At 65.7% G+C, this 22223-nt stretch carries 20 protein-coding genes; 5 read left to right on the top strand and 15 right to left on the bottom strand.

The window, feature by feature from the left end:
- Positions 1–20: 20 nt before the first annotated feature.
- The 5 genes from rodA to ACI48D_RS09010 form a co-directional block, all read right to left on the bottom strand.
- A complete protein-coding gene (rodA, locus tag ACI48D_RS09030; protein ID WP_435570888.1) occupies positions 21–1139 on the bottom strand; it encodes a rod shape-determining protein RodA in 1119 nt (372 codons plus the stop codon).
- A 3-nt stretch (positions 1140–1142) separates the two neighbouring features.
- Positions 1143–3131: a penicillin-binding protein 2 gene (mrdA, locus tag ACI48D_RS09025; RefSeq protein WP_435570887.1), complete on the bottom strand. Its 1989-nt coding sequence runs from the start codon at positions 3129–3131 to the stop codon at positions 1143–1145.
- 9 nt (positions 3132–3140) lie between these two features.
- Positions 3141–3656 carry a rod shape-determining protein MreD gene (gene mreD, locus ACI48D_RS09020; protein WP_435570886.1) on the bottom strand — a complete coding sequence of 172 codons (516 nt, stop codon included), beginning with the start codon at positions 3654–3656 and terminating at the stop codon, positions 3141–3143.
- A complete protein-coding gene (gene mreC / locus ACI48D_RS09015; RefSeq protein ID WP_435570885.1) occupies positions 3656–4918 on the bottom strand; it encodes a rod shape-determining protein MreC in 1263 nt (420 codons plus the stop codon). The genes mreD and mreC overlap by 1 nt, the downstream gene beginning before the upstream one ends.
- 136 nt (positions 4919–5054) lie before the next feature.
- On the bottom strand, positions 5055–6098 hold the full coding sequence (locus tag ACI48D_RS09010; RefSeq protein WP_047827025.1) for a rod shape-determining protein: 1044 nt from the start codon (positions 6096–6098) through the stop codon (positions 5055–5057).
- Between the two features lie 340 nt (positions 6099–6438).
- On the opposite strand from ACI48D_RS09010, the gene gatC reads away from it, so the two are divergent.
- The 3 genes from gatC to gatB all read left to right on the top strand — a co-directional run bounded on the left by gatC (position 6439) and on the right by gatB (position 9869).
- Positions 6439–6738, top strand: a complete 300-nt coding sequence (gene gatC / locus ACI48D_RS09005) for an Asp-tRNA(Asn)/Glu-tRNA(Gln) amidotransferase subunit GatC (protein WP_435570884.1) — start codon at positions 6439–6441, stop codon at positions 6736–6738.
- A gap of 97 nt (positions 6739–6835) precedes the next feature.
- Positions 6836–8311: an Asp-tRNA(Asn)/Glu-tRNA(Gln) amidotransferase subunit GatA gene (gatA, locus tag ACI48D_RS09000; RefSeq protein ID WP_435570883.1), complete on the top strand. Its 1476-nt coding sequence runs from the start codon at positions 6836–6838 to the stop codon at positions 8309–8311.
- A 97-nt stretch (positions 8312–8408) separates the two neighbouring features.
- Positions 8409–9869 (top strand): Asp-tRNA(Asn)/Glu-tRNA(Gln) amidotransferase subunit GatB, encoded by a 1461-nt coding sequence (gatB, locus tag ACI48D_RS08995; RefSeq protein WP_435570882.1) that lies wholly within the window; start codon positions 8409–8411, stop codon positions 9867–9869.
- A 65-nt stretch (positions 9870–9934) separates the two neighbouring features.
- Here gatB and pyrE read toward each other — a convergent pair whose 3' ends face one another.
- Complete coding sequence (pyrE, locus tag ACI48D_RS08990) at positions 9935–10591, bottom strand: orotate phosphoribosyltransferase (RefSeq protein ID WP_435570881.1); 657 nt, start codon at positions 10589–10591, stop codon at positions 9935–9937.
- A gap of 30 nt (positions 10592–10621) precedes the next feature.
- On the bottom strand, positions 10622–13165 hold the full coding sequence (locus ACI48D_RS08985; RefSeq protein ID WP_435570880.1) for an ATP-binding protein: 2544 nt from the start codon (positions 13163–13165) through the stop codon (positions 10622–10624).
- Positions 13166–13381: 216 nt separating this feature from the next.
- Here ACI48D_RS08985 and ACI48D_RS08980 point away from each other — a divergent pair, with 216 nt between their 5' ends.
- Entirely contained in the window at positions 13382–14152 is a 771-nt protein-coding gene (locus ACI48D_RS08980) for an exodeoxyribonuclease III (protein WP_435570879.1), read from the top strand.
- A gap of 18 nt (positions 14153–14170) precedes the next feature.
- On the opposite strand, the gene ACI48D_RS08975 is transcribed toward ACI48D_RS08980, so the two are convergent.
- Genes ACI48D_RS08975 through gshB form a run of 8 tightly spaced genes read right to left on the bottom strand, consistent with a single transcriptional unit; the run spans position 14171 to position 21316 of the window.
- Positions 14171–15106 carry an RluA family pseudouridine synthase gene (locus tag ACI48D_RS08975; protein WP_435570878.1) on the bottom strand — a complete coding sequence of 312 codons (936 nt, stop codon included), beginning with the start codon at positions 15104–15106 and terminating at the stop codon, positions 14171–14173.
- Positions 15090–15989, bottom strand: a complete 900-nt coding sequence (locus ACI48D_RS08970; protein ID WP_435570877.1) for a M48 family metallopeptidase — start codon at positions 15987–15989, stop codon at positions 15090–15092. The genes ACI48D_RS08975 and ACI48D_RS08970 overlap by 17 nt, the downstream gene beginning before the upstream one ends.
- A 60-nt stretch (positions 15990–16049) precedes the next feature.
- The gene (gene metW, locus ACI48D_RS08965; protein ID WP_435570876.1) at positions 16050–16667 is read right to left on the bottom strand and encodes a methionine biosynthesis protein MetW; all 618 of its coding nucleotides are present in this window, start codon (positions 16665–16667) and stop codon (positions 16050–16052) included.
- Complete coding sequence (metX, locus tag ACI48D_RS08960) at positions 16664–17821, bottom strand: homoserine O-succinyltransferase MetX (protein WP_435570875.1); 1158 nt, start codon at positions 17819–17821, stop codon at positions 16664–16666. The genes metW and metX overlap by 4 nt, the downstream gene beginning before the upstream one ends.
- Before the next feature lie 12 nt (positions 17822–17833).
- Complete coding sequence (gene ptsP / locus ACI48D_RS08955) at positions 17834–19600, bottom strand: phosphoenolpyruvate--protein phosphotransferase (protein WP_435570874.1); 1767 nt, start codon at positions 19598–19600, stop codon at positions 17834–17836.
- A gap of 38 nt (positions 19601–19638) precedes the next feature.
- Complete coding sequence (locus ACI48D_RS08950; protein ID WP_435570873.1) at positions 19639–19908, bottom strand: HPr family phosphocarrier protein; 270 nt, start codon at positions 19906–19908, stop codon at positions 19639–19641.
- Positions 19909–19959: 51 nt separating this feature from the next.
- Positions 19960–20364 (bottom strand): PTS sugar transporter subunit IIA, encoded by a 405-nt coding sequence (locus tag ACI48D_RS08945; protein WP_435570872.1) that lies wholly within the window; start codon positions 20362–20364, stop codon positions 19960–19962.
- A 4-nt stretch (positions 20365–20368) separates the two neighbouring features.
- On the bottom strand, positions 20369–21316 hold the full coding sequence (gene gshB, locus ACI48D_RS08940) for a glutathione synthase (protein WP_435570871.1): 948 nt from the start codon (positions 21314–21316) through the stop codon (positions 20369–20371).
- Positions 21317–21510: 194 nt separating this feature from the next.
- Here gshB and ACI48D_RS08935 point away from each other — a divergent pair, with 194 nt between their 5' ends.
- Positions 21511–22212 (top strand): class I SAM-dependent methyltransferase, encoded by a 702-nt coding sequence (locus tag ACI48D_RS08935; protein ID WP_435570870.1) that lies wholly within the window; start codon positions 21511–21513, stop codon positions 22210–22212.
- Positions 22213–22223 lie beyond the last annotated feature (11 nt).

The raw sequence follows: 22223 nt of genomic DNA, 5'->3' as shown, positions 1-22223 counted from the left end.
CTATCGCGTTCTCTTTCATGTCAGGTCTGCACCAGTTTACGGTGTCGTTGGATACTCATCAATATACCACTGCAGAGCCCCAAAGTAATCAACGCAGTTCCGCCATAGCTCATGAAAGGAAGCGGAACTCCGACCACGGGAAGAATTCCACTGACCATTCCCATGTTCACAAAACAATAGGTGAAGAACATCATCGAGACCGCGCCCGCCAGCAGGCGCGTGAACAGATTCGGGGCATTTGCAGCGATCATCATGCTGCGCCCGATGAGCAGAAAATACAAGAACAGTAACACCAGGTTACCGACCAGACCGAACTCTTCCGAATACACGGAAAAGATGAAGTCGGTCGTGCGCTCGGGAATGAACTCGAGGTAGGCCTGGGTGCCCTTCATATAGCCCTTGCCGCTCACCCCGCCGGAACCGATCGCGATGGTCGACTGGATGATGTGGAAGCCTTTGCCGAGCGGATCCGAAGTCGGGTCGATCAGCGTCATGATCCGCTCGCGCTGGTAGTCGTGCATCATCGACCACGCCACCGGCAGGGCCGCGCAGCCGCCCGCGAACAGCGCCGCCAGCGCCTTCCACGACAGGCCGGCCAGGAAGATCACGTAGAAACCGGAAGCGCCCACCAGCAGTCCGGTGCCGAGGTCGGGCTGCTTGGCGATCAGGCCGAACGGAACCAGCAGCAGGATCGCCGCGACGACGAAATTCTGCCATTTCATGAAGCCGGCGCGGGACTGGAAATACCAGGCCAGCATCAGCGGCGTGGCGATCTTGAGGATCTCGGAAGGCTGGATGTCGACGCCGATGTGCAGCCAGCGCCGCGCGCCCTTCTTGACGACGCCGAACAAGGCCACCGCGACCAGCAGCGTGACGCCGAAGGTATAGATCGGCACCGCCAGCCGCAGCAGCATCTGCGGCGGAATATTCGCGGCGATCCACATCACGACGAAGGACAGCAGAATATTGCGCATCTGCCCTTCCATGCGGCCGGGGAAGTCATGGCCGGCCGAGCTCATGGTCAGCGTGCCGACCGAGAACAGCAGGAACAGGATCAGGGCCAGCGGGCCGTCGAATACCAGGAGATAGGGTTTCAGGCGCCGGCTCAGCGAGCGCCGTTCGGGAATATGGGCCGGCATCGTTTACTCCTTGTTGCCAGGGGTTTCACCGCCCGGCGGCTTCGGCAGGCCGGCGTTCGGACCGAAGGACTCTTCGGGAACCGCCAGGTCTTCCTTCGGCACCACCGGCTTCTCCGCCGGCTTGGCCTTGTCGCCGGGGCGCTTGCCCAGCAGGTAGTAGTCGAGCGCCTTGCGCGCGATCGGGGCCGCATACTGCGCACCAAAGCCGGCGTTCTCGACCACCATCGCGATCGCGATCTTCGGCTTGTCGGCCGGCGCGAAGGCGGTGAACAGCGCGTTGTCGCGCAGGCGCTCCGGCGTCATGTTGTGATTGTACTTGGCGCCCTTCAGGCCCACCACCTGGGCGGTACCGGTCTTGCCGCCGGCAACATAGGGGGCGTCGCGGAAGGTCCGGTAGCCGGTGCCGCTCTGGTCGGTCATCACGCCCACCATTGCGTGCTTGATCACCTCGATGTTCTCCGGTTTGAGCGGGATGCGGCCGGATTCCTTCGCCACCGTCAGTGTGCGCTGCTTGGTACCGCCGTCTTCCAGGATCTTGACCAGGTGCGGCTTCATGATCACGCCGTTGTTGGCCAGGGTCGCGACCGCGTGCGCCAGCTGCAGCATGGTGTAGCTGTTGTAGCCCTGGCCGATGCTGATCGAGATGGTGTCGCCGCCGACCCACTTCTGGGCCGCACGGTTGCGCTTGAAGCGTTCGCGCTTCCACTCCTGCGAGGGCAGTACGCCGGCCTTTTCGTGCTCGAGGTCGATGCCGGTCGGCGAACCGAAGCCGAACTGCTTCATGAAGCCGCTGATGGCGTCGATGCCCATGTCGTTGCCGAGCTGGTAGTAGTAGGTGTCGCAGGACATCACGATCGAACGGTACATGTCGATGTAGCCGTGGCCGCCGGGCTTGTCGTCGTTGAAGCGGTGCCCGCCCAGCATGAAGAAGCCGGCGTCGCTGATGCCCTGCTCCGGACGGCGCTTGCCCAGCTCGAGCGCGGCCAGCGCCATGAAGGGTTTGAAGGTCGAGCCGGGCGGGTAGGTGCCGGACAGCGGACGGTTCATCAGCGGACGGTCGAGCGAGGTATTCAACTCGTTCCAGCTCTGGGCGTCGATGCCGTCGACGAACAGGTTTGGGTCGAAGCCGGGACGCGACACGTAGGCCAGCACGTCGCCGGTCTCCGGCTCGATCGCGACCAGGGCGCCGCGGAAGTCACCGAAGGCTTCCTCGATCACCTTCTGCAGCTCGATGTCGATCGACAGCACGAGGTTGGTGCCCGGGGTCGGCGCCGTGCGCGACAGCGTGCGGATCGCGCGTCCGCCGGCCGAGCGTTCGACTTCCTCGTAGCCGGTCTGGCCGTGCAGCTGGCGTTCGTAGCTCTTCTCCAGGCCTTCCTTGCCGATGTGGTCGGTGCCGTTGTAGTTGGCTGCGTCGTCGCTGGCCTCGATGGCCTTGGCTTCGCTCTGGTTGATGCGGCCGATGAAGCCCAGCACGTGCGACGCGATTTCGCCCAGCGGATACTGGCGGAACAGGCGCGCCTGCACCTCGACCCCCGGAAAGCGGAAACGCTGCGCGGTGAAACGCGCGACCTCGTCGTCGGTCAGGCGGGTGCGGATCGGCACGCTCGCAAAATTCTTCGACTCTTCCAGCAGGCGCTTGAACCGTTTCCTGTCCTTCGCTTCGATCGCGACCAGCTTGGACAGCTCGTCGATCACGGAGTCGAGGTTGGCTTCCAGCTTGGAGGGCGTGATTTCCAGCGTGTAGGCCGAGTAGTTGCTGGCCAGGACCACGCCGTTGCGGTCCAGGATCAGGCCACGGTTGGGGACGATCGGCACCAGCGCGATGCGGTTGTCCTCGGCCTGCGCCATGTACTGGTTGTGCTTGACCACCTGCAGCCACACGAAGCGCGCCACCAGCAGGCCGAAGCAGATCAACACCAGCCCCACCAGCGCCGTCAGGCGCATGCGGAAGTGGTGGATCTCGCGATCGCTGTCTTTAATTTCGGTCATTCGAGAAAATCAGATGGGACGGGTATGGTCCTTGTCAACCGCACGGCGCTGCGGTGCCAGCAGCAGCCAGGTAATGGCCGGCCACAGGGCCACCGCGATCACGCTTTCGATGAAGTGCAGCCACCCCGGGAAGCGCCCGGTGACGATGAAGCGCACCACCACCTGGACCGCCTGCGTCATCAGGAGCAGCGGGAACACGTGCATCGCCTGCGTCACCAGCGGGAACCACAGCACGCGGCGGTGGATCATGATCGCAAAATACGACAGCAGCGTATAGGCCAGCGCGTTCTCGCCGAGCAGCGTGGCGTCGTGCACGTCCATCAGCAGGCCCATCGAGAAGGCGATGCCGATGCCGACCTTGCGCGGCTGGTGGATGCCCCAGAATACCAGCACCAGCGCGACGAAGTCCGGCGCGCCGACCCAGCGTCCCCAGGGCATCAGGTTGAGCATGAACGCGCAGATCAGGCTGAAGGCGATGAACAGCGGGCTGACCGGCAGCAGGATGTAGTGCGGACGGTTCGGCATTATGCACCCTCCCCGGTGCGCGGGGCGGCCGCCGGCTGGGGCGCCGCGGGTGCCGCGGTAGCCGGTGCCGCGGTAGCCGGTGCCGCGGCAGCCGGCGTAGCGGTCGCCGGCGCGCGCGCGGCCGGGTTACGCGCGGCCGGCGCGGTGCCGGCAGCCGTTGCGGGCAGCGTGGCGCGGGCCGGTGCGGCGCCGCGGTTCGCCGGCGCCGCCGGCACACCGCTTGACGGCGCTGCGGACGGCGCCGTGGCCGGCCGCACACCGGCGCCGGCCGTAGCGGGCGCGGCGCCGTTCGGCGCCGGCTGCCGGGCCGGCGGCAGCGGCTGCGCGGGCAGCGGCGGCAGCGGGATCGGCTCCATCTTCGGCAGGTTGCGGCGCGGCGTGTTGTTGGCGTTGCTCCTCGGGGCTTCCGCGGGCGGGCGCGGCTGCGCCGGCTCGTCGGACATCACGACCAGCAGCTGGCGGTGGCGGTCGATGCCGGCCAGCGGCTGGCACACCACGCGTCCGAACGCGCCCTGGGCCACGCTCTCCACCTGGGTGACCTTGGCGACCGCCAGGCCGGCCGGATACATGCCGTCCAGGCCGGAGGTGACCAGTACGTCACCGACCTGGATGTCGGCATTCGGCGCCACGAAGCGCAGGTCCAGCAGGCCGGACTGGCCGCGGCCGTAGGCGACGCTGCGCAGGCCGTTCCTCAGCACCTGCACGGGAATCGCCTGCTCCTTGTCGGTCAGCAGGGTGACTTCGGAGGTGAACGGGAACACGCGCGTGACCTGGCCGACCACGCCGGCGTTATCGATCACGGGCAGGCCGAGCTTGACGCCGTTGCGCGCGCCGCGGTCGAGCACCACGCGGCGGGTCGACGGGTCGCGCGCGTCGTACAGGATCTCGCTCATCATCGAGCGCACCGGCAGGTGCGCGCGCGCGTCCATCAACTTGCGCAGCTGGCCGTTCTCGGCCATCTGGAGCTGGGCCTGCTGCATGGCCTGGGCCATCGCCACCTGCTGGCTCTTCAAGTCGCGCACTTCCTTCTGCAAGGCGGAGATCGACGAGAAATAGCTGCCCATGTTGCTCAGCGCGTCGCGCGGCATCAGGGCCACCATCTGGAAAGGATAAAGGACCGTGGCCGCAACCTGGCGCACGGCGGTGAGCGCATGAAACCGCGCGTCGACGACAAGCAGTGCGATCGAGAGGATTGCGAACACCGTCACCTTGACCCTGGCGGGAGCGCCTTGCTTGAAGAGCGGCGGAGGACTGTATTCCATGACTTCCAATAATGAGGGCGCCCGTGGAATGCAGCGGGGCACCGACGTGAAGACACACTAACATTGAACGCGGCGAGACACGCAAAACAGGACGCGCGGAGGCCGCCCGTCCTGTTTCGCGAAACCGCGCGCCGGCTTACTCGTAGGAGAAGATCGAACCCAGCTTGTCCATGCGCTCGAGCGCCATGCCCGAACCGCGCACCACGCAGGTCAGCGGATCTTCCGCGACCAGCACCGGCAGGCCGGTCTCTTCCATCAGCAGGCGGTCCAGGTCGCGCAGCAGCGCGCCGCCGCCGGTCAGCATCATGCCCTTCTCGGCGATGTCGGCGCCCAGCTCGGGCGGCGCCATCTCGAGCGCGTTCTTGACGGCGGAGACGATGTTGTTCAATGGATCGGTCAGGGCTTCCAGGATCTCGTTGGACGAGATCGTGAACGAACGCGGGATGCCTTCGGACAGATTGCGGCCCTTGACTTCCATTTCCTTGACTTCGGAACCCGGGAAGGCCGAACCGATGGCCTTCTTGATCGACTCGGCGGTCTGTTCGCCGATCAGCATGCCGTAGTTGCGGCGGATGTAGTTGACGATCGCTTCGTCGAACTTGTCGCCGCCCACGCGCACCGAACCCTTGTAGACCATGCCGCCCAGCGAGATGATGCCGACCTCGGTGGTGCCGCCGCCGATGTCGACCACCATCGAACCGGTCGCCTCGGACACCGGCAGGCCGGCGCCGATCGCGGCCGCCATCGGCTCTTCGATCAGGTAGACCTGGCGGGCGCCGGCGCCCAGCGCCGACTCGCGGATCGCGCGGCGCTCGACCTGGGTCGAACCGCAAGGCACGCAGATGATGATGCGCGGCGACGGGCGCAGGAATTTCGAGTCGTGCACCATGCGGATGAACTGCTTGAGCATCTGCTCGGTGACGGTGAAGTCGGCGATCACGCCATCCTTCATCGGGCGGATCGCTTCGATGTTGCCAGGCACCTTGCCCAGCATTTGTTTCGCTTCCTTGCCGACCGCCTGGATCGTCTTCTTGCCGTTCGGGCCGCCTTCCTGGCGGATCGCAACGACCGACGGCTCATCCAGGACGATGCCTTGGCCGCGAACGTAGATCAGGGTATTTGCGGTACCCAGGTCGATCGCCAGATCGTTCGAAAATAACTGCGTGACAAAACCAAACATGTGTGTCCTGATGCGCATCCAAGTGCGCCTAAAGCGGATCTCGACTTGTCGACTTGTCGAGATCCCAAACATTAATCGGGGGATCCTCGCCGCGATTGATGAATCCGCACCGCGGGCTTTCATGCGCGGCTGCCTGCTTTCGGCGCCGGAGAACGCATTAGCCCGCCATTCTACCTTATAATTTGCCGATTAAACGCTGAAAAACGGGTGGAAACACGCCTATATCAGCCCGCGAGATCGACGGTATTAGAAAGCTTTTATCAGCTTTAGCACGCCGTTAACCAAATTTCATTATTCGCACAACCATCTTTGAACGCGGCCCTTGACCGCGTCTTAAGCCATGTCCCTGACTCTTTCAGACGTAAAACGGATCGCCAACCTGGCCCAGCTCGATATGGATGAGGCCCACGCGAAGATCGCCCTCAATGAACTGAACGGCATCTTCGCCCTGGCCGAACAGATGCAAGCCGTCGACACCACCGGCGTCGAGCCGTTGTCGCACCCGCTGGCAGCAAGGCTCGCCCTGCCGCTGCGCCTGCGCGAAGACGTGGTGACCGAGGAAGACCGCCGCGCCGACTACCAGGCGCCGGCCCCGAAAGCCCAGGACGGCCTGTATCTGGTGCCGAAAGTCATCGAATAATTTAACCATTAACAGCGAAGGGGCTTCGAAGAAGCGTAGCGAGCATCGCACACCAGCAATGCAACGCGCAGCAGCTTGTTCGAGCCCCCACCAGATCATGCATAACAAGACTATCAAGGAGCTGTCCACGCTCCTGCATTCGAAACAGGTATCGAGCACCGAGCTGACCCGGCACTACCTCGACCGCATCGCCGCGAGCAAGCATAACGCCTTCCTGCACGTCGACGCCGAGCTGTCGCTGGCCCAGGCCAGGGCCGCCGATGCGCGCTTCGCGGAAGGCTCGGCCGGCCCGCTGACCGGCATTCCGATCGCGCACAAGGACATCTTCGTCACGCGCGGCTGGCGCTCCACCGCCGCGTCCAACATGCTGGGCAACTACGTCAGCCCGTTCGACGCGACCGTGGTCACGAAGTTCGGCGACGCCGGCATGGTCACGCTGGGCAAGCTGAACTGCGACGAGTTCGCGATGGGCTCGGCCAACGAGAACTCGGCCTTCGGCTTTGTGACGAACCCGTGGGATGCCCTGGCCGTGCCGGGCGGCTCCTCGGGCGGCTCGGCCGCCGCGATCGCCGCGCGCCTGGCGCCGGCCGCGACCGGCACCGATACCGGCGGCTCGATCCGCCAGCCGGCCGCCTTCTGCGGCATCACCGGCATCAAGCCGACCTACGGCCGGGTGTCGCGTTTCGGCATGATCGCGTTCGCCTCCTCGCTCGACCAGGGCGGTCCGATGGCGCGCACTGCCGAGGACTGCGCCCTGCTGCTGAACGAGATGGTCGGCTTCGACGAGCGCGACTCGACCTGCCTCACCCCTGAACAAGGCAATGCGCGCGAAGACTTCACCCGCGAACTGAACCAGCCTTTGAACGGGCTGCGGATCGGCGTGCCGAAAGAGTATTTCGGCGAAGGCCTGGCCGCGGATGTCGAGCAGGCCGTGCGCGCCGCGCTCGACCAGTTCGTGAAGCTGGGCGCGACCCTGGTCGAGATCTCGCTGCCGAAGACCTCGCTGTCGATTCCGGTCTACTACATCATCGCGCCGGCGGAAGCATCGAGCAACCTGTCGCGCTTCGACGGCGTCCGCTACGGCTACCGCACGCCGGAGTACAAGGATCTGCAGGACATGTACAAGAAGACGCGCGCGGAAGGCTTCGGCAAGGAAGTCCAGCGCCGCATCATGGTCGGCACCTACGTGCTGTGCCACGGCTACTACGACGCCTACTACGTCCAGGCACAGAAGATCCGCCGCCTGATCGCCGACGACTTCCAGGCCGCGTTCAAGGACAAGTGCGACGTGATCATGGGCCCGGTGGCCCCGACCGTGGCCTGGGACCTGGGCGCGAAATCGGACGACCCGGTCGCCAACTACCTGGCCGACATCTTCACGCTGTCGACCAGCCTGGCGGGCCTGCCCGGCATGTCGATCCCGGTCGGCTTCGGCCAGGGAGAGAAGAACGCCAAGCGTCCGGTCGGCCTGCAAATCATCGGCAACTACTTCAGCGAAGCGAAGCTGCTGAACATCGCCCACCAGTACCAGCAGGCGACCGACTGGCACACCCGCGCCCCTGAAGGCGTGTAACGGAGGCGGGGGTCAGAGCCCGGTGTTGCTTTTAAAAGGGCTCTGACCCCGGTTTGTGCCAACCACGCCGGAACAGAGATAAACAAGAGAGAATATTATGGAATGGGAAGTCGTCATCGGTCTTGAGAACCACGTCCAGCTCACGACCAATTCGAAAATCTTCAGCGGCAGCTCGATCCGCTTCGGCGCCGAGCCGAACACCCAGGCCAGCCCGGTCGACCTGGCGCTGCCGGGCGTGCTGCCGGTGCTGAACCGCGGCGCGGTCGAGCGCGCGATCCGCTTCGGCCTGGCGGTCGGCGCGAAGATCGCGCCGCAGTCCGTGTTCGCGCGCAAGAACTACTTCTACCCCGACCTGCCGAAGGGCTACCAGATCAGCCAGTTCGAGGACCCGGTGGTCCAGGGCGGCACCCTCACCTTCGCCTACGAGAAGGACGGCAAGATGGTCACCAGCACCATCAACCTGACCCGCGCCCACCTGGAAGAGGATGCCGGCAAATCGCTGCACGAGGACTATGCCGGCATGAGCGGCATCGACCTGAACCGCGCCGGCACGCCGCTGCTGGAGATCGTCTCCGAGCCGGAAATGCGCAGCGCCGCCGAGGCGGTCGCCTACGCCAAGGCGCTGCACTCGCTGGTGATGTGGCTGGGTGTCTGCGACGGCAACATGCAGGAAGGCTCGTTCCGCTGCGACGTCAACGTCTCGGTGCGCCCGGTCGGCCAGCAGGAATTCGGCACCCGCTGCGAGATCAAGAACCTGAACTCCTTCCGCTTCATGGAAGAGGCGATCCACTACGAAGTGCGGCGCCAGATCGAACTGATCGAAGACGGCGGCAAGGTGATCCAGGCGACTCGCCTGTGGGATCCGGACAGGAAGGAAACCCGTTCCATGCGCACCAAGGAAGACGCGCAGGACTACCGCTACTTCCCCGACCCGGACCTGCCGCCGCTGATGATCTCGCAGGACTGGATCGAGCGCGTGAAGGCCGACATGCCGGAACTGCCGGGCGCGATGCGCGAGCGCTTCGTCAGCGACTACGGCCTGCCGGAATACGACGCCCTGATCCTGACGGGCTCGCAGGGCATGGCGACCTACTACGAAGCCGTGGTGGCCAAGGCCGGCAAGGAAAACGCCAAGGCCGCCGCCAACTGGCTGATGGGCGACGTGTCCTCGGCACTGAACCGCGAAGGCGTGGACATCGTGGATTCACCGGTCGAGGCTTCGCAGCTGGCCCTGCTCCTGAAACGGATCGCCGACGGTACGATTTCGAACAACGCCGGCAAGAAGGTGTTCAGCCTGATGTGGGAAGCGAAGCTTGAGGACGAGCACCTGGCCGACGCCATCATCGAGCGCGAAGGCCTGAAGCAGATCTCCGACACCGGCGCGCTGGAAGGCATCGTCGACGAAGTCCTCGCCAACAATGCGAAATCGGTCGAGCAGTACCGCGCCGGCAAGGAAGCGGCGATCAATGCCCTGATCGGCCAGTGCATGAAGGCCTCGAAGGGCAAGGCCAACCCGGCCCAGGTGACCGAGCTGCTGAAGAAGAAGCTGGCCGGCTGAAGCTGACCCTTTCAACGAAAACCGGGGCCTGGCCCCGGTTTTTTATGCTGGCGGCAGTTACCGGATCACACCACGCCGTACTGGGCGCGATACGCCGCCACCGCCTCCTTGTGCTGCGCCATGGCCGGATCGGCCGACAGGTAGGTGAACAGGTCGGCAAGGTTGGCGATCGAGATCACCGGGATGCCGTAGGTCTGGCTGACTTCCTGCACCGCCGACAGCGGCGACAGCACGCCGTCGCGGCCAGCCCGCTCCATGCGGTCCAGCGCGATCAGTACCGCGGCCGGCTCGGCGCCGGCGGCGCGGATCATGGCCACCGATTCGCGCACCGAAGTGCCGGCCGAGATCACGTCGTCGATGATCACGACCTTGCCCTTGAGCCCCGCGCCGACGATGGTGCCGCCCTCGCCGTGGTCCTTGGCTTCCTTGCGGTTGTAGGCGAACGAGGTGTCGCGGCCCTTCGCCGCCAGCGCCACCGCAGTGGCGGAGGCCAGGGTAATACCCTTGTAGGCCGGGCCGAACAGCATGTCGAATTCGATGCCCGAGTCGAGCAGGGTCTGGGCGTAGAACTGGGCCAGCTTGCCCAGCGTGGCACCGTCGTGGAACAGGCCCGCGTTGAAGAAATACGGCGACTGGCGGCCGGCCTTGGTGACGAACTGGCCGAACTTCAACACTTCGGCCTCGACGGAAAACGCAATGAACTGCTGGCGCAGATTGTCCACGACTTACCTCTGATCTGGTCTGTAAAGCCGCTATTTTAACGCCACCAGCCGCACCAAGAGGTCGGGATTGACCGGCTTGACCAGGTGCCGTTCGAAGCCGGCCTGCTCGCTCCTGGCCTTGTCGGCTTCCTGGCCGTAGCCGGTCAGCGCGACCAGGCGGCACGGATGGCCGTCGAGCAGCGTGCGCATGCGGCGCGCCAGTTCGTAGCCGTCGAGGACCGGCAGGCCGATGTCGAGCACGGCCAGGTCGGGACGGAATGCGCGCACCGCGGCCAGCGCCGCGATCGGTTCGTGGAACACCTGCACCTGGTGGCCGTGGGCGACCAGCAGGCGCGCCAAGGTCTCGGCGCCGTCGACGTTGTCGTCGACCAGCATGACGCGACGCCGGCAGGCGGCGGGTGCCGGCTGCGGCGCCGGCAGGCTGTCCGCGGCGCCGGCGCCGAGCGTGCGCAGCGGCAGCAGGACGACGAATTCGCTGCCCCTGCCCTTCCCTTCGCTGCGCGCCTCGACCCGGCCGCCGTGCAGTTCGACGATGTTCTTGACCAGCGCCAGGCCGATGCCGAGGCCGCCCTCGGCGCGGTCGATATTGCGCTTGCCCTGGAAGAACAGGTCGAACACCTGGGCCCGCAGTTCCGGCGCCATGCCGACCCCGTTGTCGGCCACGCTGATGCGCAGCCAGGACGCGCCCTCGCGCGCCGCGCGCAGGCGCACATGGCCGCCGGGTTCGGTGTAGCGCGCCGCGTTGGTGAGCAGGTTCGAGACCACCTGTGCCAGGCGTACCGGATCGCCTTCCCAGGCCAGGCCGGGCTCGATCTCGACGTCGAGGCGGTGGTGGCGCTTTTCCAGCAGCAGGCTGGCCATCTCGACCGCCTTGTCGAGGGGCTGGGCGATCTCGACGCGCTCGAACTTCAGGTCGATCTTGCCGCGCGTGACGCGCGAGATGTCCATCAGGTCGTCGACCAGGCGGATCAGGTGGCCGACCTGGCGTTCGATAATCTCGCGCTCGCGCAGGGCGGCGCTCTCGCCGCGCAGGCGCATCAGCTGGAGCGAGGTGACGATCGGCGAGAGCGGATTGCGCAGCTCGTGGCCGAGCATGGCCAGGAACTCGTCCTTGGCCTGGGCGGCCGCGGTCAGTTCGGCCAGCAGCTCTGCGCGCTCGGCATGGGCGCGCTCGATTTCCTGGCGGCTGCGCACGTGTTCGGTAACGTCGACCGCCACCACGATCACACCCGGCGCTTCCCCTCCGGTCACGGCCAGCGGCTCCAGGCTGAACTTGAGGAAGCGCTCGCGCGGCTGGCCGTCGGCGTCGTGCAGGATGATCCGCAGCTCTTCCGCGCGGGCCATCTGGCCGCTGCGGTAGACCTGTTCCAGCAGGTGCAGCGTCTCGCTGTCGCGCAATTCCGGAAAAGCCTCCAGGAAGGCCTTCCCTTCCAGCCCGCTGCGGCCGACCAGTTCGCAATAGCTGCGGTTCGCCAGGCGGAAGGTGAAGTCCGGTCCGGTCAGCAGCGCGGCCGCCACCGGCGCGTTGAGCAGCATGCTGTCGCGCTGGGCCAGCGCGATGTCGCGCTCGCGCCGTTCGGTGGCGTCGCGCGTGAAGCAGCGGGTATAGCGCAGCTTGCCGTCCTCGAAGTGGCCGTTCGAGTGGATCAGCACGTGCCTGATCGAGCCGTCCTTGCAGCGCAGGCGGGCCGGCTGGTCGTACAGGGTTTCGCCGCTCGACAGCCGGTGCAGGATGCTGCCGATGATGGGCTCGTCGACGTGGAATTCGGCGATGTGGTGGCCGACGTATTCTTCCCAGCGGTAGCCCAGCATCTGCAGCTCGGCCTTGTTGGCCCACAGGATGGTGCCGTCAAAGCCGACCCGGTGCAGGCCTTCGGCCGCGTTCTCGACGAAGTCGCTGAACTCGCGCTCGCTCTGGCGCAGGGCTTCCTCGGCCTCCTGGCGGCGCGCCACCTCGGCCTGCAGCGCGTGCACCTTCTGTTCGAGCTTGACCAGGTTGATGTCGACCTTGCCGCCGGCCGGGAAGGTCATCGGCGCATCCGCGCAGGCGTGATGGTGCTCGTCGCACACTTGCTGGAAGGCGTTCGCCAGGTCGGCCGACGGGAACAGATCCCACGGATAGGCGCAGAACAGGGAAAACTCCATCCGCTGCGCCAGCTCGTTCCACAGCCGTTCGAGCTGCAGCGCGGCCTCGTACTGCCCGGCGGCGCACAGCAGCGCCACCATCTCGCCGAACGCGTGCACACGGACGCCGCCGGCGCAGGCTGCGGCCACGACGCCGCCGACCACGGCGTCGAAACGCTGCCGGTCCGGCCAGCCGTCGACCATGAAGGTCGCCAGCGTCGCCTCGGCATCCAGCCAGACGACCCGCGCGGCCTCCGCATCCAGACGCCGGCACAGCGCCTCGCGGTGCGCGGCGCTGGCGATCACGATCCCCTTGCCATGGACATGCAGGGCCTGCTCGACGAACGCCGCGACCTCGTCGAGCAGGACGTCGTCATTGTCGTAGAAGCGGACGAAATGCCCGCACTTGCCGTATTTGCCAGACAGAACGTCGTCGGTCTTGATCAGCACGCAAACTCCCTGTGCATTGGTGAAAGGCGCCGCAGAAAGCAGACACCACGAAAAAGTTTAACATGCCGCAACAGAGCAGTTCACATTCATGGGTAAATCGACCTCAACTGTACACACTGGCCGTAAGCCTGGTCCATGAGGGATATGTTGAGATAGATCAAAACACGTTACACTCTTGACCTTCCAGAACCGTTCCGCCCTCTTTCTTTTCGATCCATGCCAAGAATTATTTCCGCCAACCTGAACGGGATCCGCTCCGCCCACAAAAAAGGCTTTTTCAACTGGATCGGCGGCCAGAACGCCGACTTCATCTGCGTGCAGGAATTGAAAGCCCAGCAAGCCGACATGACCGAGGAATTCCTCGCGCCGCATGGCTACCACGGCCATTTCCACTACGCCGAAAAGAAGGGCTACTCCGGCACCGGCGTCTACAGCCGCAGCAGGCCGGATGCCGTCAGGATCGGCTTCGGCTGCGTCGAGTTCGACAACGAAGGCCGCTACACCCGCTGCGACGTCGGCAATCTGACCGTGATCTCGGTCTACTGCCCGTCCGGCTCGTCCTCGCCGGAGCGCCAGGAAGCCAAGTTCCGCTTCATGGAAGTGTTCCTGCCGCACCTGCAAGCGCTGAAGGCCGAAGGCCGCGAGGTCGTCATCTGCGGCGACTGGAACATCGCGCACAAGGAAATCGACCTGAAGAACTGGAAGAGCAACCAGAAAAATTCGGGCTTCCTGCCGGAAGAGCGCGCCTGGATGACCCGCATCTTCGACGAGCTCGGCCTGGTGGACGTGCACCGCGTGGTAGCGCCCGAAGCCGCCGATTACACCTGGTGGAGCAACCGCGGCCAGGCCTACGCGAAGAACGTCGGCTGGCGCATCGATTACCACGTCGCCACCCCGGGCATCGCGGCCAAGGCGCATGCGGTCTCGGTCTACAAGGACGAGCGCTTCTCCGACCACGCGCCCCTCATCATCGACTACGCCCTGTAATCGATCACAGGCCGGCCCTCAGGGCCAGTCCAGCTCCCGCCTGCTGGCGAAGCTGCGCGCTTCACCGGTAAGCGGGTCCTCGAAGGCGATCGAGCGCGCCAGCAGCTGCAGCGGTGCCGAGAAATCGTCGCCCTTGCAGGGCAGCGCCACCGGATAGAAGGTGTCGTTCAGGATCGGCACGCCCAGCGAGGCCATGTGCAGGCGCAGCTGGTGCTTGCGGCCCGTGTGCGGGTGCAGGCGGTAGCGCGCGAGATCGCCGCGGCGCTCGATCAACTCCACCACGGTTTCCGAATTCGGCTCGCCCGGCTCGTTCTTCATCACGAAGAACTTCTCGCCGTCGACCATCCGGCTGCGGTAGGTGAACGGGAACTCCCTGCCTTCGAGCGCCGGCGCCAGCGCCTCATAGGTCTTGCGGATGACGCGCTTCTGGAACATCGACTGGTAGGTGCCGCGCGTGGCCAGGTTGTGCGAGAAGATCACGACCCCGGCCGTCTCGCGGTCGAGCCGGTGGATCGGCGTCAGGTGCGGCAGGGCCAGCTTGCGCTTGAGACGCACGAGCAGGGTCTCGCGCAGGAAGCGCCCGGTCGGGATCATCGGCAGGAAGTGCGGCTTGTCGACCACCAGCAGGTGCTCGTCCTGGAACAGGATGGTTTCCTCGAACGGGATCGGGGTTTCTTCTTCAAGTTCCCGGTAATACCAGATACGCATGCCCTGGCGCACGTGGCTGTCGGCCCGCAGCGGCTCGCCCGTGGCGTCGACCACGTCGCCACGCGCCAGGCGCTCGCGCCAGGGCGGGCCGGCGACGCCGGCAAAACGCTCCTCGAGGAAGGCCAGCATGCCGCCCGGGCGGCTTTCCGTGATCCACAGGTAGCTGGGCGCGACGCCGTCGCGCACCGGCAGCGGAACGAAGGCATTGGCTTCGGCCTGGTGGCCCTTTCTAACGAAGCGCGACATTCGATCGGTATGGCGGCAGGCGGTCCACCGAGGTGCCTTTGGTGCGCGCGTATAGCGGCAGCAGCACGTTCATGTGATCTTCGATCTGCTGGATGCGGTTGGCACCGCCCGGGTGGGTGGACAGCAGGTCGATCGGCGCGCCGCTCTGGTCCAGTGCTGCCATCTTGTTCCACAACGCGATGCCGGCGCGCGGGTCGTAGCCTGCGCGGGCGGCGATGTCCAGGCCGACCAGGTCGGCTTCGCGCTCTTCGTCGCGCGAAAACTTCAGCACGTACAGTTGGCCCGCCGTGTTGGCCAGGCCGCGCACGTCGTAGCCCGACCAGGCCGAAAACAGCGCTCCGAGCGCGGACGATGCCAAGCCCGTGGTGGTCGCCTTGGCCTGACGGTCGCGCCCGTGCTCGCGCAGGGCGTGCGCGATCTCGTGTCCCATCACGGCGGCGATCTCGTCGTCCGTGAGCTTGAGCTTGTCGATAATCCCGCTAAAGAAGGCAATGCGGCCGCCCGGCATGCAGAAGGCGTTCACCTGGTCCGATTTCAACAGGTTGACCTGCCATTTCCACTGCTGGGCATCCGGGTTCCAGCGCGTGGTATGCGGGATGATGCGCTCGGCGATGGCGCGCAGGCGCTTGACCTGCGGGTCGCCGGGCGGCACCAGCACCCCCTTCTGCTGGGCCTGGCCCAGCAGCGCCGTGTATTGTTGGGCGGCCTGCTGGTCCATCGCGCCTTCCGGCGCCAGCAGGTCGCGCAGAGCGCCGCCTTTCAGCGGCTTGACCGCGATCCCGTCCTGCACCACTTGGCCCTGCTGCCCGCGATCCTTGGCCGGGGCCACCTGCACGATGCCGCACAAGGCCAGCACGGCCACTGCTTGCTTGAACTTGGTCATGGTCCTCTCCGATACGCTGTCATTACGCCGCATCATACACAAGCATATGAGAGCGCACTGTTAGGTAACGACCAGATCCTTCTTGCGCAGGCGGAACACCGCCAGGCTGCCGCGCAGGTTCGGCAGGAAGGACACGACCTGGCCCTCGGCCAGCGCCACGTATTCCAGCACCTCCAGCCCGCATTTCTCGGCCAGGTCCTTGAAGTCGTAGATCGTGGCGTAGCGCACGTTGGGGGTGTCGAACCACTGGTAGGGCAGCGAACGCGACACCGGCATGCGGCCCTTCAGCAGCGCTATCCGGTGCGGCCAGTAGGCGAAGTTCGGGAAGGACACGATGGCTTCCTTGCCGACCCGGACGATGTCGCGCAGGCGCGCCTCGACATGCTGCATCATCTGCAGCGAGGACAGGCACAGCACCATGTCGAAGGCATCGTCGCCGAACAGGTCCAGGCCCTGTTCCATGTCGTGCTGGATCACGTTGATGCCGCGCTTCGTGCTCTCCAGGACCTTGTCGTCGGCGATCTCGACGCCGTAGCCGGTGCAACGCTTGCTGCGTTCGAGGTAGCGCAGCATGGCGCCGTCGCCGCAGCCCACGTCCAGCACGTGCGCGCGTTCCCCGACCCAGTGCGCGATGAAGGCAAGGTCGGGGCGCAGGGTGCTCAGGTCTTCGAATTTCATGCGGCCTCCCTGCTCTTGCTGGCTTCTTCCCAGATCCGGTCATAGTAGGCGCGCACGATGTTCATGTAGCGCGCGTCCTCGAGCAGGAAGGCGTCGTGGCCGTGCGGCGCGTCGATCTCGGCGTAGCTGACCTTGCGGCGGTTCGCCAGCAGGGCCTCGACGATCTCGCGGCTGCGTTCGGGCGAGAAGCGCCAGTCGGTGCTGAAGGAAGCGATCAGGTACTGCGCGCGAGTAGCCGACAGGGCCTTGGCCAGGTTGCCGCCATGCTCGCGCGCCGGGTCGAAGTAGTCGAGCGCCTTGGTGATCAGGAGGTAGGTGTTGGCGTCGAAGTACTCGGAGAACTTGTCGCCCTGGTAGCGCAGGTAGGACTCGATCTCGAAGTCGACCCCGAAGCCGAATTTGTAGTCGTCGCTCTCGGACGCGTTGCGCAGCTTGCGGCCGAACTTCTCCGCCATGTCATCATCCGACAAATAGGTGATATGGCCGACCATCCGTGCCACCTTCAGGCCGTTCTTCGGCACCACGCCGTGTTCATAAAAATCGCCGCCGCGGTAGTCCGGATCGGTCAGGATGGCCTGGCGGGCGACGTCGTTGAAGGCGATGTTCTGGGCCGACAGCTTGGGCGTCGAGGCGATCACGATGCAGTGGCGCAGGCGCTCGGGGAACATGATGCTCCAGGCCAGGGCCTGCATGCCGCCCAGCGAACCGCCCATCACCGCCGCAAACTGTTCGATCCCGAGGCGCTCGGCCAGGCGCGCCTGGGCCGCGACCCAGTCCTCCACCGTCACCACGGGGAAGGCTGCGCCGTAGGGCTTGCCGGTGGCCGGATTCGTGTGCATCGGGCCGGTCGAGCCGAAGCAGGAGCCGAGGTTGTTGACGCCGATGACGAAGAAGCGGTCGGTATCGACCGGCTTGCCGGGGCCGACCATGTTGTCCCACCAGCCGGCGCTCTTGGCTTCGCCCGCGTAGTGGCCGGCCACGTGGTGCGAGGCGTTCAGCGCGTGGCAGATCAGCACCGCGTTGGACTTGTCGGCGTTGAGTAGGCCATAGGTTTCATACATCAGCGTGTAGTCGCTAATGGCGGCGCCGCTTTGCAGGCGCAGGGGCTCGGCGAAGTGCATCGCCTGGGGTGAAACTATTCCGATCGATCCCATGAGGTTCTTGTTTTACAGGGTTTGCAGCTGCTCGACGGCCTCGGCAATCGCCGCCGGTTCCATCGCGCGCAGGATGCGGCGGGTGCGTGGTTGCAGCACGGTGAGGTCGCTGGACAGGATTTCCTGCTTGACCGCCAGCAGCTGGGCCGGATGCATGGAGAATTCGCGCAGGCCCATGCCCAGCAGCAGGCGGGTCAGCTTGGTATCGCCCGCCATCTCGCCGCACACCGCGACGTCGATGCCCGCCTTGCGGCCGGCCTCGATCGTCATCGCGATCAGGTTCAGCACCGCCGGGTGGAGCGGATTGTACAGGTGCGCCACTTCGTAGTCGACGCGGTCGATCGCCAGCGTATATTGGATCAGGTCGTTGGTGCCGATCGACAGGAAATCCAGGCGCTTGACGAACATCGGCAGCGCCAGCGCGGCGGCCGGGATCTCGATCATGGCGCCGACCTCTACGCCATCGTCGAACTTGACGTTCTGCTCGCGCAGCTGCTGCTTGGCCTGGGCGATCATGCTGAGCGACTGGTCGATCTCGAAGGCATGCGCCAGCATCGGGATCAGGATGCGCACCTTGCCGAAGGCGGAGGCACGCAGGATCGCGCGCAGCTGGGTCAGGAACAGCTGCGGTTCGGCCAGGCAGTAACGGATCGCGCGCAAGCCCAGGGCCGGATTCAGCGCCGTGTGCTCGGTCGGGTCAAGCGGCTTGTCGGCGCCCACGTCCAGCGTGCGGATCGTGACCGGGCGGCCCTTCATCGCCAGCACCGCCTTGCGGTACTGCTCGAACTGCTCGTCCTCGCTGGGCACGCGCAGGCCCGCATTGCCGATCCCGCCGCGTCCCATGAACAAAAATTCGGAACGGAACAGGCCGACGCCGGCCGCACCCGCATCCAGCGCCGGCGCGCAGTCGTCCGGCAGCTCGATGTTGGCCAGCAGCGTGATCGGGGTGCCGTCCTTGGTCACCGCCGGGGTCTTCTTCAGCTTCAGCAGGCGCTTCCTCGCCTTCAGCAACATGGCCTGGCGCGCACGGTACTGCTCCATCACCAGCGCGCTCGGATTGCAGATCACGACGCCGGCATCGCCGTCGACGATCACCCAGTCGTCCTGCTCGACCAGGCGCGAGGCCTGGCTCATGCCGACCGCAGCCGGGATGTCCAGGCTGCGTGCGACGATCGCGGTGTGCGAGTTCTGGCCGCCGACGTCGGTGACGAAGCCGACGAAGGAGCGGTCGCGGAAGGCCAGCATGTCGGCCGGCGAGATGTCGTGGGCCACCACGATCATCTGCGGCTGGAACTCGTCCTCGCCTGCGGCGCGCACGGGCGGCGCGGCCAGGGCGGTGCCCATCAGGACCTTCAGCACGCGCTCGGCGACCTGCTGGATGTCCTGCTTGCGTTCACGGAGGTATTCGTCCTCGATCTCGTCGAACTGCGCCGACAGCTCGTCGATCTGGGTCACCAGCGCCCATTCGGCGTTGTAGTGGCGGGTGCGGATGATGTCGAGCGGCGCTTCCGAGATCATCGGGTCCGACAGGATCAGCACGTGCACGTCGATGAAGGCGCCCAGTTCGGTCGGGGCGTCCTTCGGCAACTCGGTCCAGAGGTCCTGCAGGTTGCGGTGCACCGCGGCGATCGCGTCCTGCAGGCGCTTGACCTCGGCCTCGACCTGCTCTTCCGGTACCAGGTAGTGCTTGACGTCGAGCGCGGCCGGCGTGAGCAGGTGCGCGCGCCCGATCGAGATCCCGCGCGAGACCGGAATGCCATGCAGTGTGAACGATGCCATCGATGGTCCTTGAAACCGGCCGCCTCGGGAGTCCGGCATTACTCGCCTTCGCCGAACTTGTCGTTGATGAGCCCCGTCAGGGCCGCGATGCACTCCTGTTCGTCCGGGCCGTCGGCTTCCAGCGTCACCTTGGCGCCCTTGCCGGCGGCCAGCATCATCACGCCCATGATCGACTTGGCGTTGATGCGGCGCGCGTTGCGGGTGAGCCAGACGTCGCTCTTGTATTTCGAGGCCAGCTGGGTGAATTTGGCGGAGGCGCGGGCATGCAGGCCCAGCTTGTTGATAATCTCAAGTTCCTGTTGAATCATGTTCTCGTTGTAGTGTCGTTCGTTACTCAGTTTATCAACTCAAGTACTTGATCAGGTACCCACGCGGATCCGGTTGTCGACCCGGACCGCGCCGTTCTGTGCACCCGCCAGCGCCATCTCGACCACCACGTCGAGGGTGTCGCGGCGGTAGGTGATGGCGCGCAGCAGCATCGGCAGGCTGATGCCGGCGATGACTTCCACGCGGCCCGCCTCGGCCAGCGTATTGCAGCAGTTGGACGGCGTGCCGCCCTTGATGTCGGTGATGACCAGCACACCGTCGCCGTCGTCCAGGCGCTTGATCGCCTCAATCGCGAGGCGGTTGACCTCGTTCGTGTCCTGGTCCGCCGTCACGTCGATCGCCTCGAAGCGCTCGGTCGGGCCGCGGAACACGTGCGCGACCGCCGCGATGAATGCCTGGCCCAGCGGCGCGTGGGTCATCAGCAGAATGCCTACCATGTCTTTATTTTCCGGTTACCTGTGCTTCGATGGCATCGATGAACATCGCCGCGACGTCGAAGCCGGTCTGGTCGGTGATCTCCTGGAAGCAGGTCGGGCTGGTGACATTCACCTCGGTCAGGAAATCGCCGATCACATCCAATCCTACCAGCAACAGGCCACGCTCGGCCAGTGTCGGGCCGAGCGCTTCCGCGATCTCGCGCTCCCTGCTTGAGATCGGCTGGGCCACGCCGACGCCGCCGGCCGCCAGGTTGCCGCGCACTTCCCCGCCCTGCGGAATGCGCGCCAGCACGAAGGGCGCCGGCTTGCCGTTGATCACCAGGACCCGCTTGTCACCCTTGACGATGGCCGGAATGTACTTCTGGGCCATGATGGTGCGGGTGCCGTTCTCGGTGAGCGTTTCGATGATGGAGCCGAGGTTCAGGCCATCGTCCTTCACGCGGAAGATGCCGGCGCCGCCCATGCCGTCGAGCGGCTTGAGGATCACGTCGTCGTGCTCGGCGTGGAAGGCGCGCAGCCGGGTCGGCGACGACGTCACCAGGGTCGGCGAGGTGAACTCGCTGAACTGGCCGATCGCCAGCTTCTCGTTGTGGTCGCGGATCGCCGAAGGCTTGTTGAACACGCGCGCGCCCTGGCGCTCGGCCAGTTCCAGCAGGTAGGTGCCGTACACGTATTCCATGTCGAACGGCGGATCCTTGCGCTGGATGACGGCGTCGAACTCGGACAGGCGCAGGGTCTGCGCCTCGCCCGCGAGGTACCACTCGTCGGGATCGCCGGTCAGCGTGAGCTCGACCACGTCGGCCGTCACCACGCCCTGCTCCAGCACCATGTGGCGCTGCTCGAAGGCATAGACCTGGTGGCCGCGCCGCGCCGCTTCCCGCATCATCGCGAAAGTCGAGTCCTTGTAGATCTTGAATCCGGACAGCGGGTCGGCGAGAAAAGCGATTTTCATGTTGGTTCCAGTCGGGACAATGCATCGATTTTAGCCGGAAACGCGGATTCTCGCGAAAAGCCGGCCAGAAGCGCCCGCCTTGCCCGTCCGGCCACTTCCCATTGGCAAAAAAGCACTTATTCGGGTGGCATTTGCGGGCTCTCAAGCGTGCGCGCAGATGGCTTACGGATCATGGGCGGCCTGGGAGATCAACGATGAGCAAGCAGGCCGAGCAGGAACGCATCAAGCACGTCTATCGCCACTGGCACGGCAGCGCCACGCCGGGGCGCCAGGACTGGCACCGGCCGGACACCGTGAGCCGGGAGGCGGCGCGCACGCGCGTGCTGGCCGGACTGCTGGCGCGCACCGTGGGCCGCGACCTGTCCGCCGTGCGCGTGCTCGATGTCGGCTGCGGCAGCGGCGCCTTCCTGCGCCAGCTGATCGACTGGGGCGCCACGCCTTCCCACCTGGCCGGCACCGAACTGCAGCAGGAGCGGCTCGACCACGCGCGCCTGCACACGGCGCCCGGGGTGCGCTGGCACCTGGGCCGGCTGGACGCCTTTGCCGACAACAGCGTCGACCTGGTCAGCGCACATGCCGTGTTCTCGGCGATCCTGGACGAAGACATGCGGCGCGAACTGGCTACGGAAATGTGGCGCGTGCTCAAGCCCGGCGGCTGGGCGATGCTGTTCGACGTCCGCTACGGCAGTCCGCGCAACACCAGCGTCCGCAAGCTCACCGAGGTCGAACTGTTGCGCTTCTGGCCCGCCGAGCAGCGCCATTACCGCACCCTGGTGCTGGCGCCGCCGCTGGGCCGGGCGATGGCACGCCTGCCCTGGCTGCTGCCGGAGCTGCTGGGAGCGCTGGTGCCGCTGTTGCGCTCCCATTTCATCTACATGGCGCGCAAGGAGCCGTAGGGGGGACGCGG

Source organism: Massilia sp. LXY-6 (assembly GCF_051233485.1).
Taxonomy (GTDB): domain Bacteria; phylum Pseudomonadota; class Gammaproteobacteria; order Burkholderiales; family Burkholderiaceae_D; genus Telluria.
Note: the sequence above shows the minus strand (reverse complement) of the source record. Positions and strands in the feature narration are given on the sequence as shown.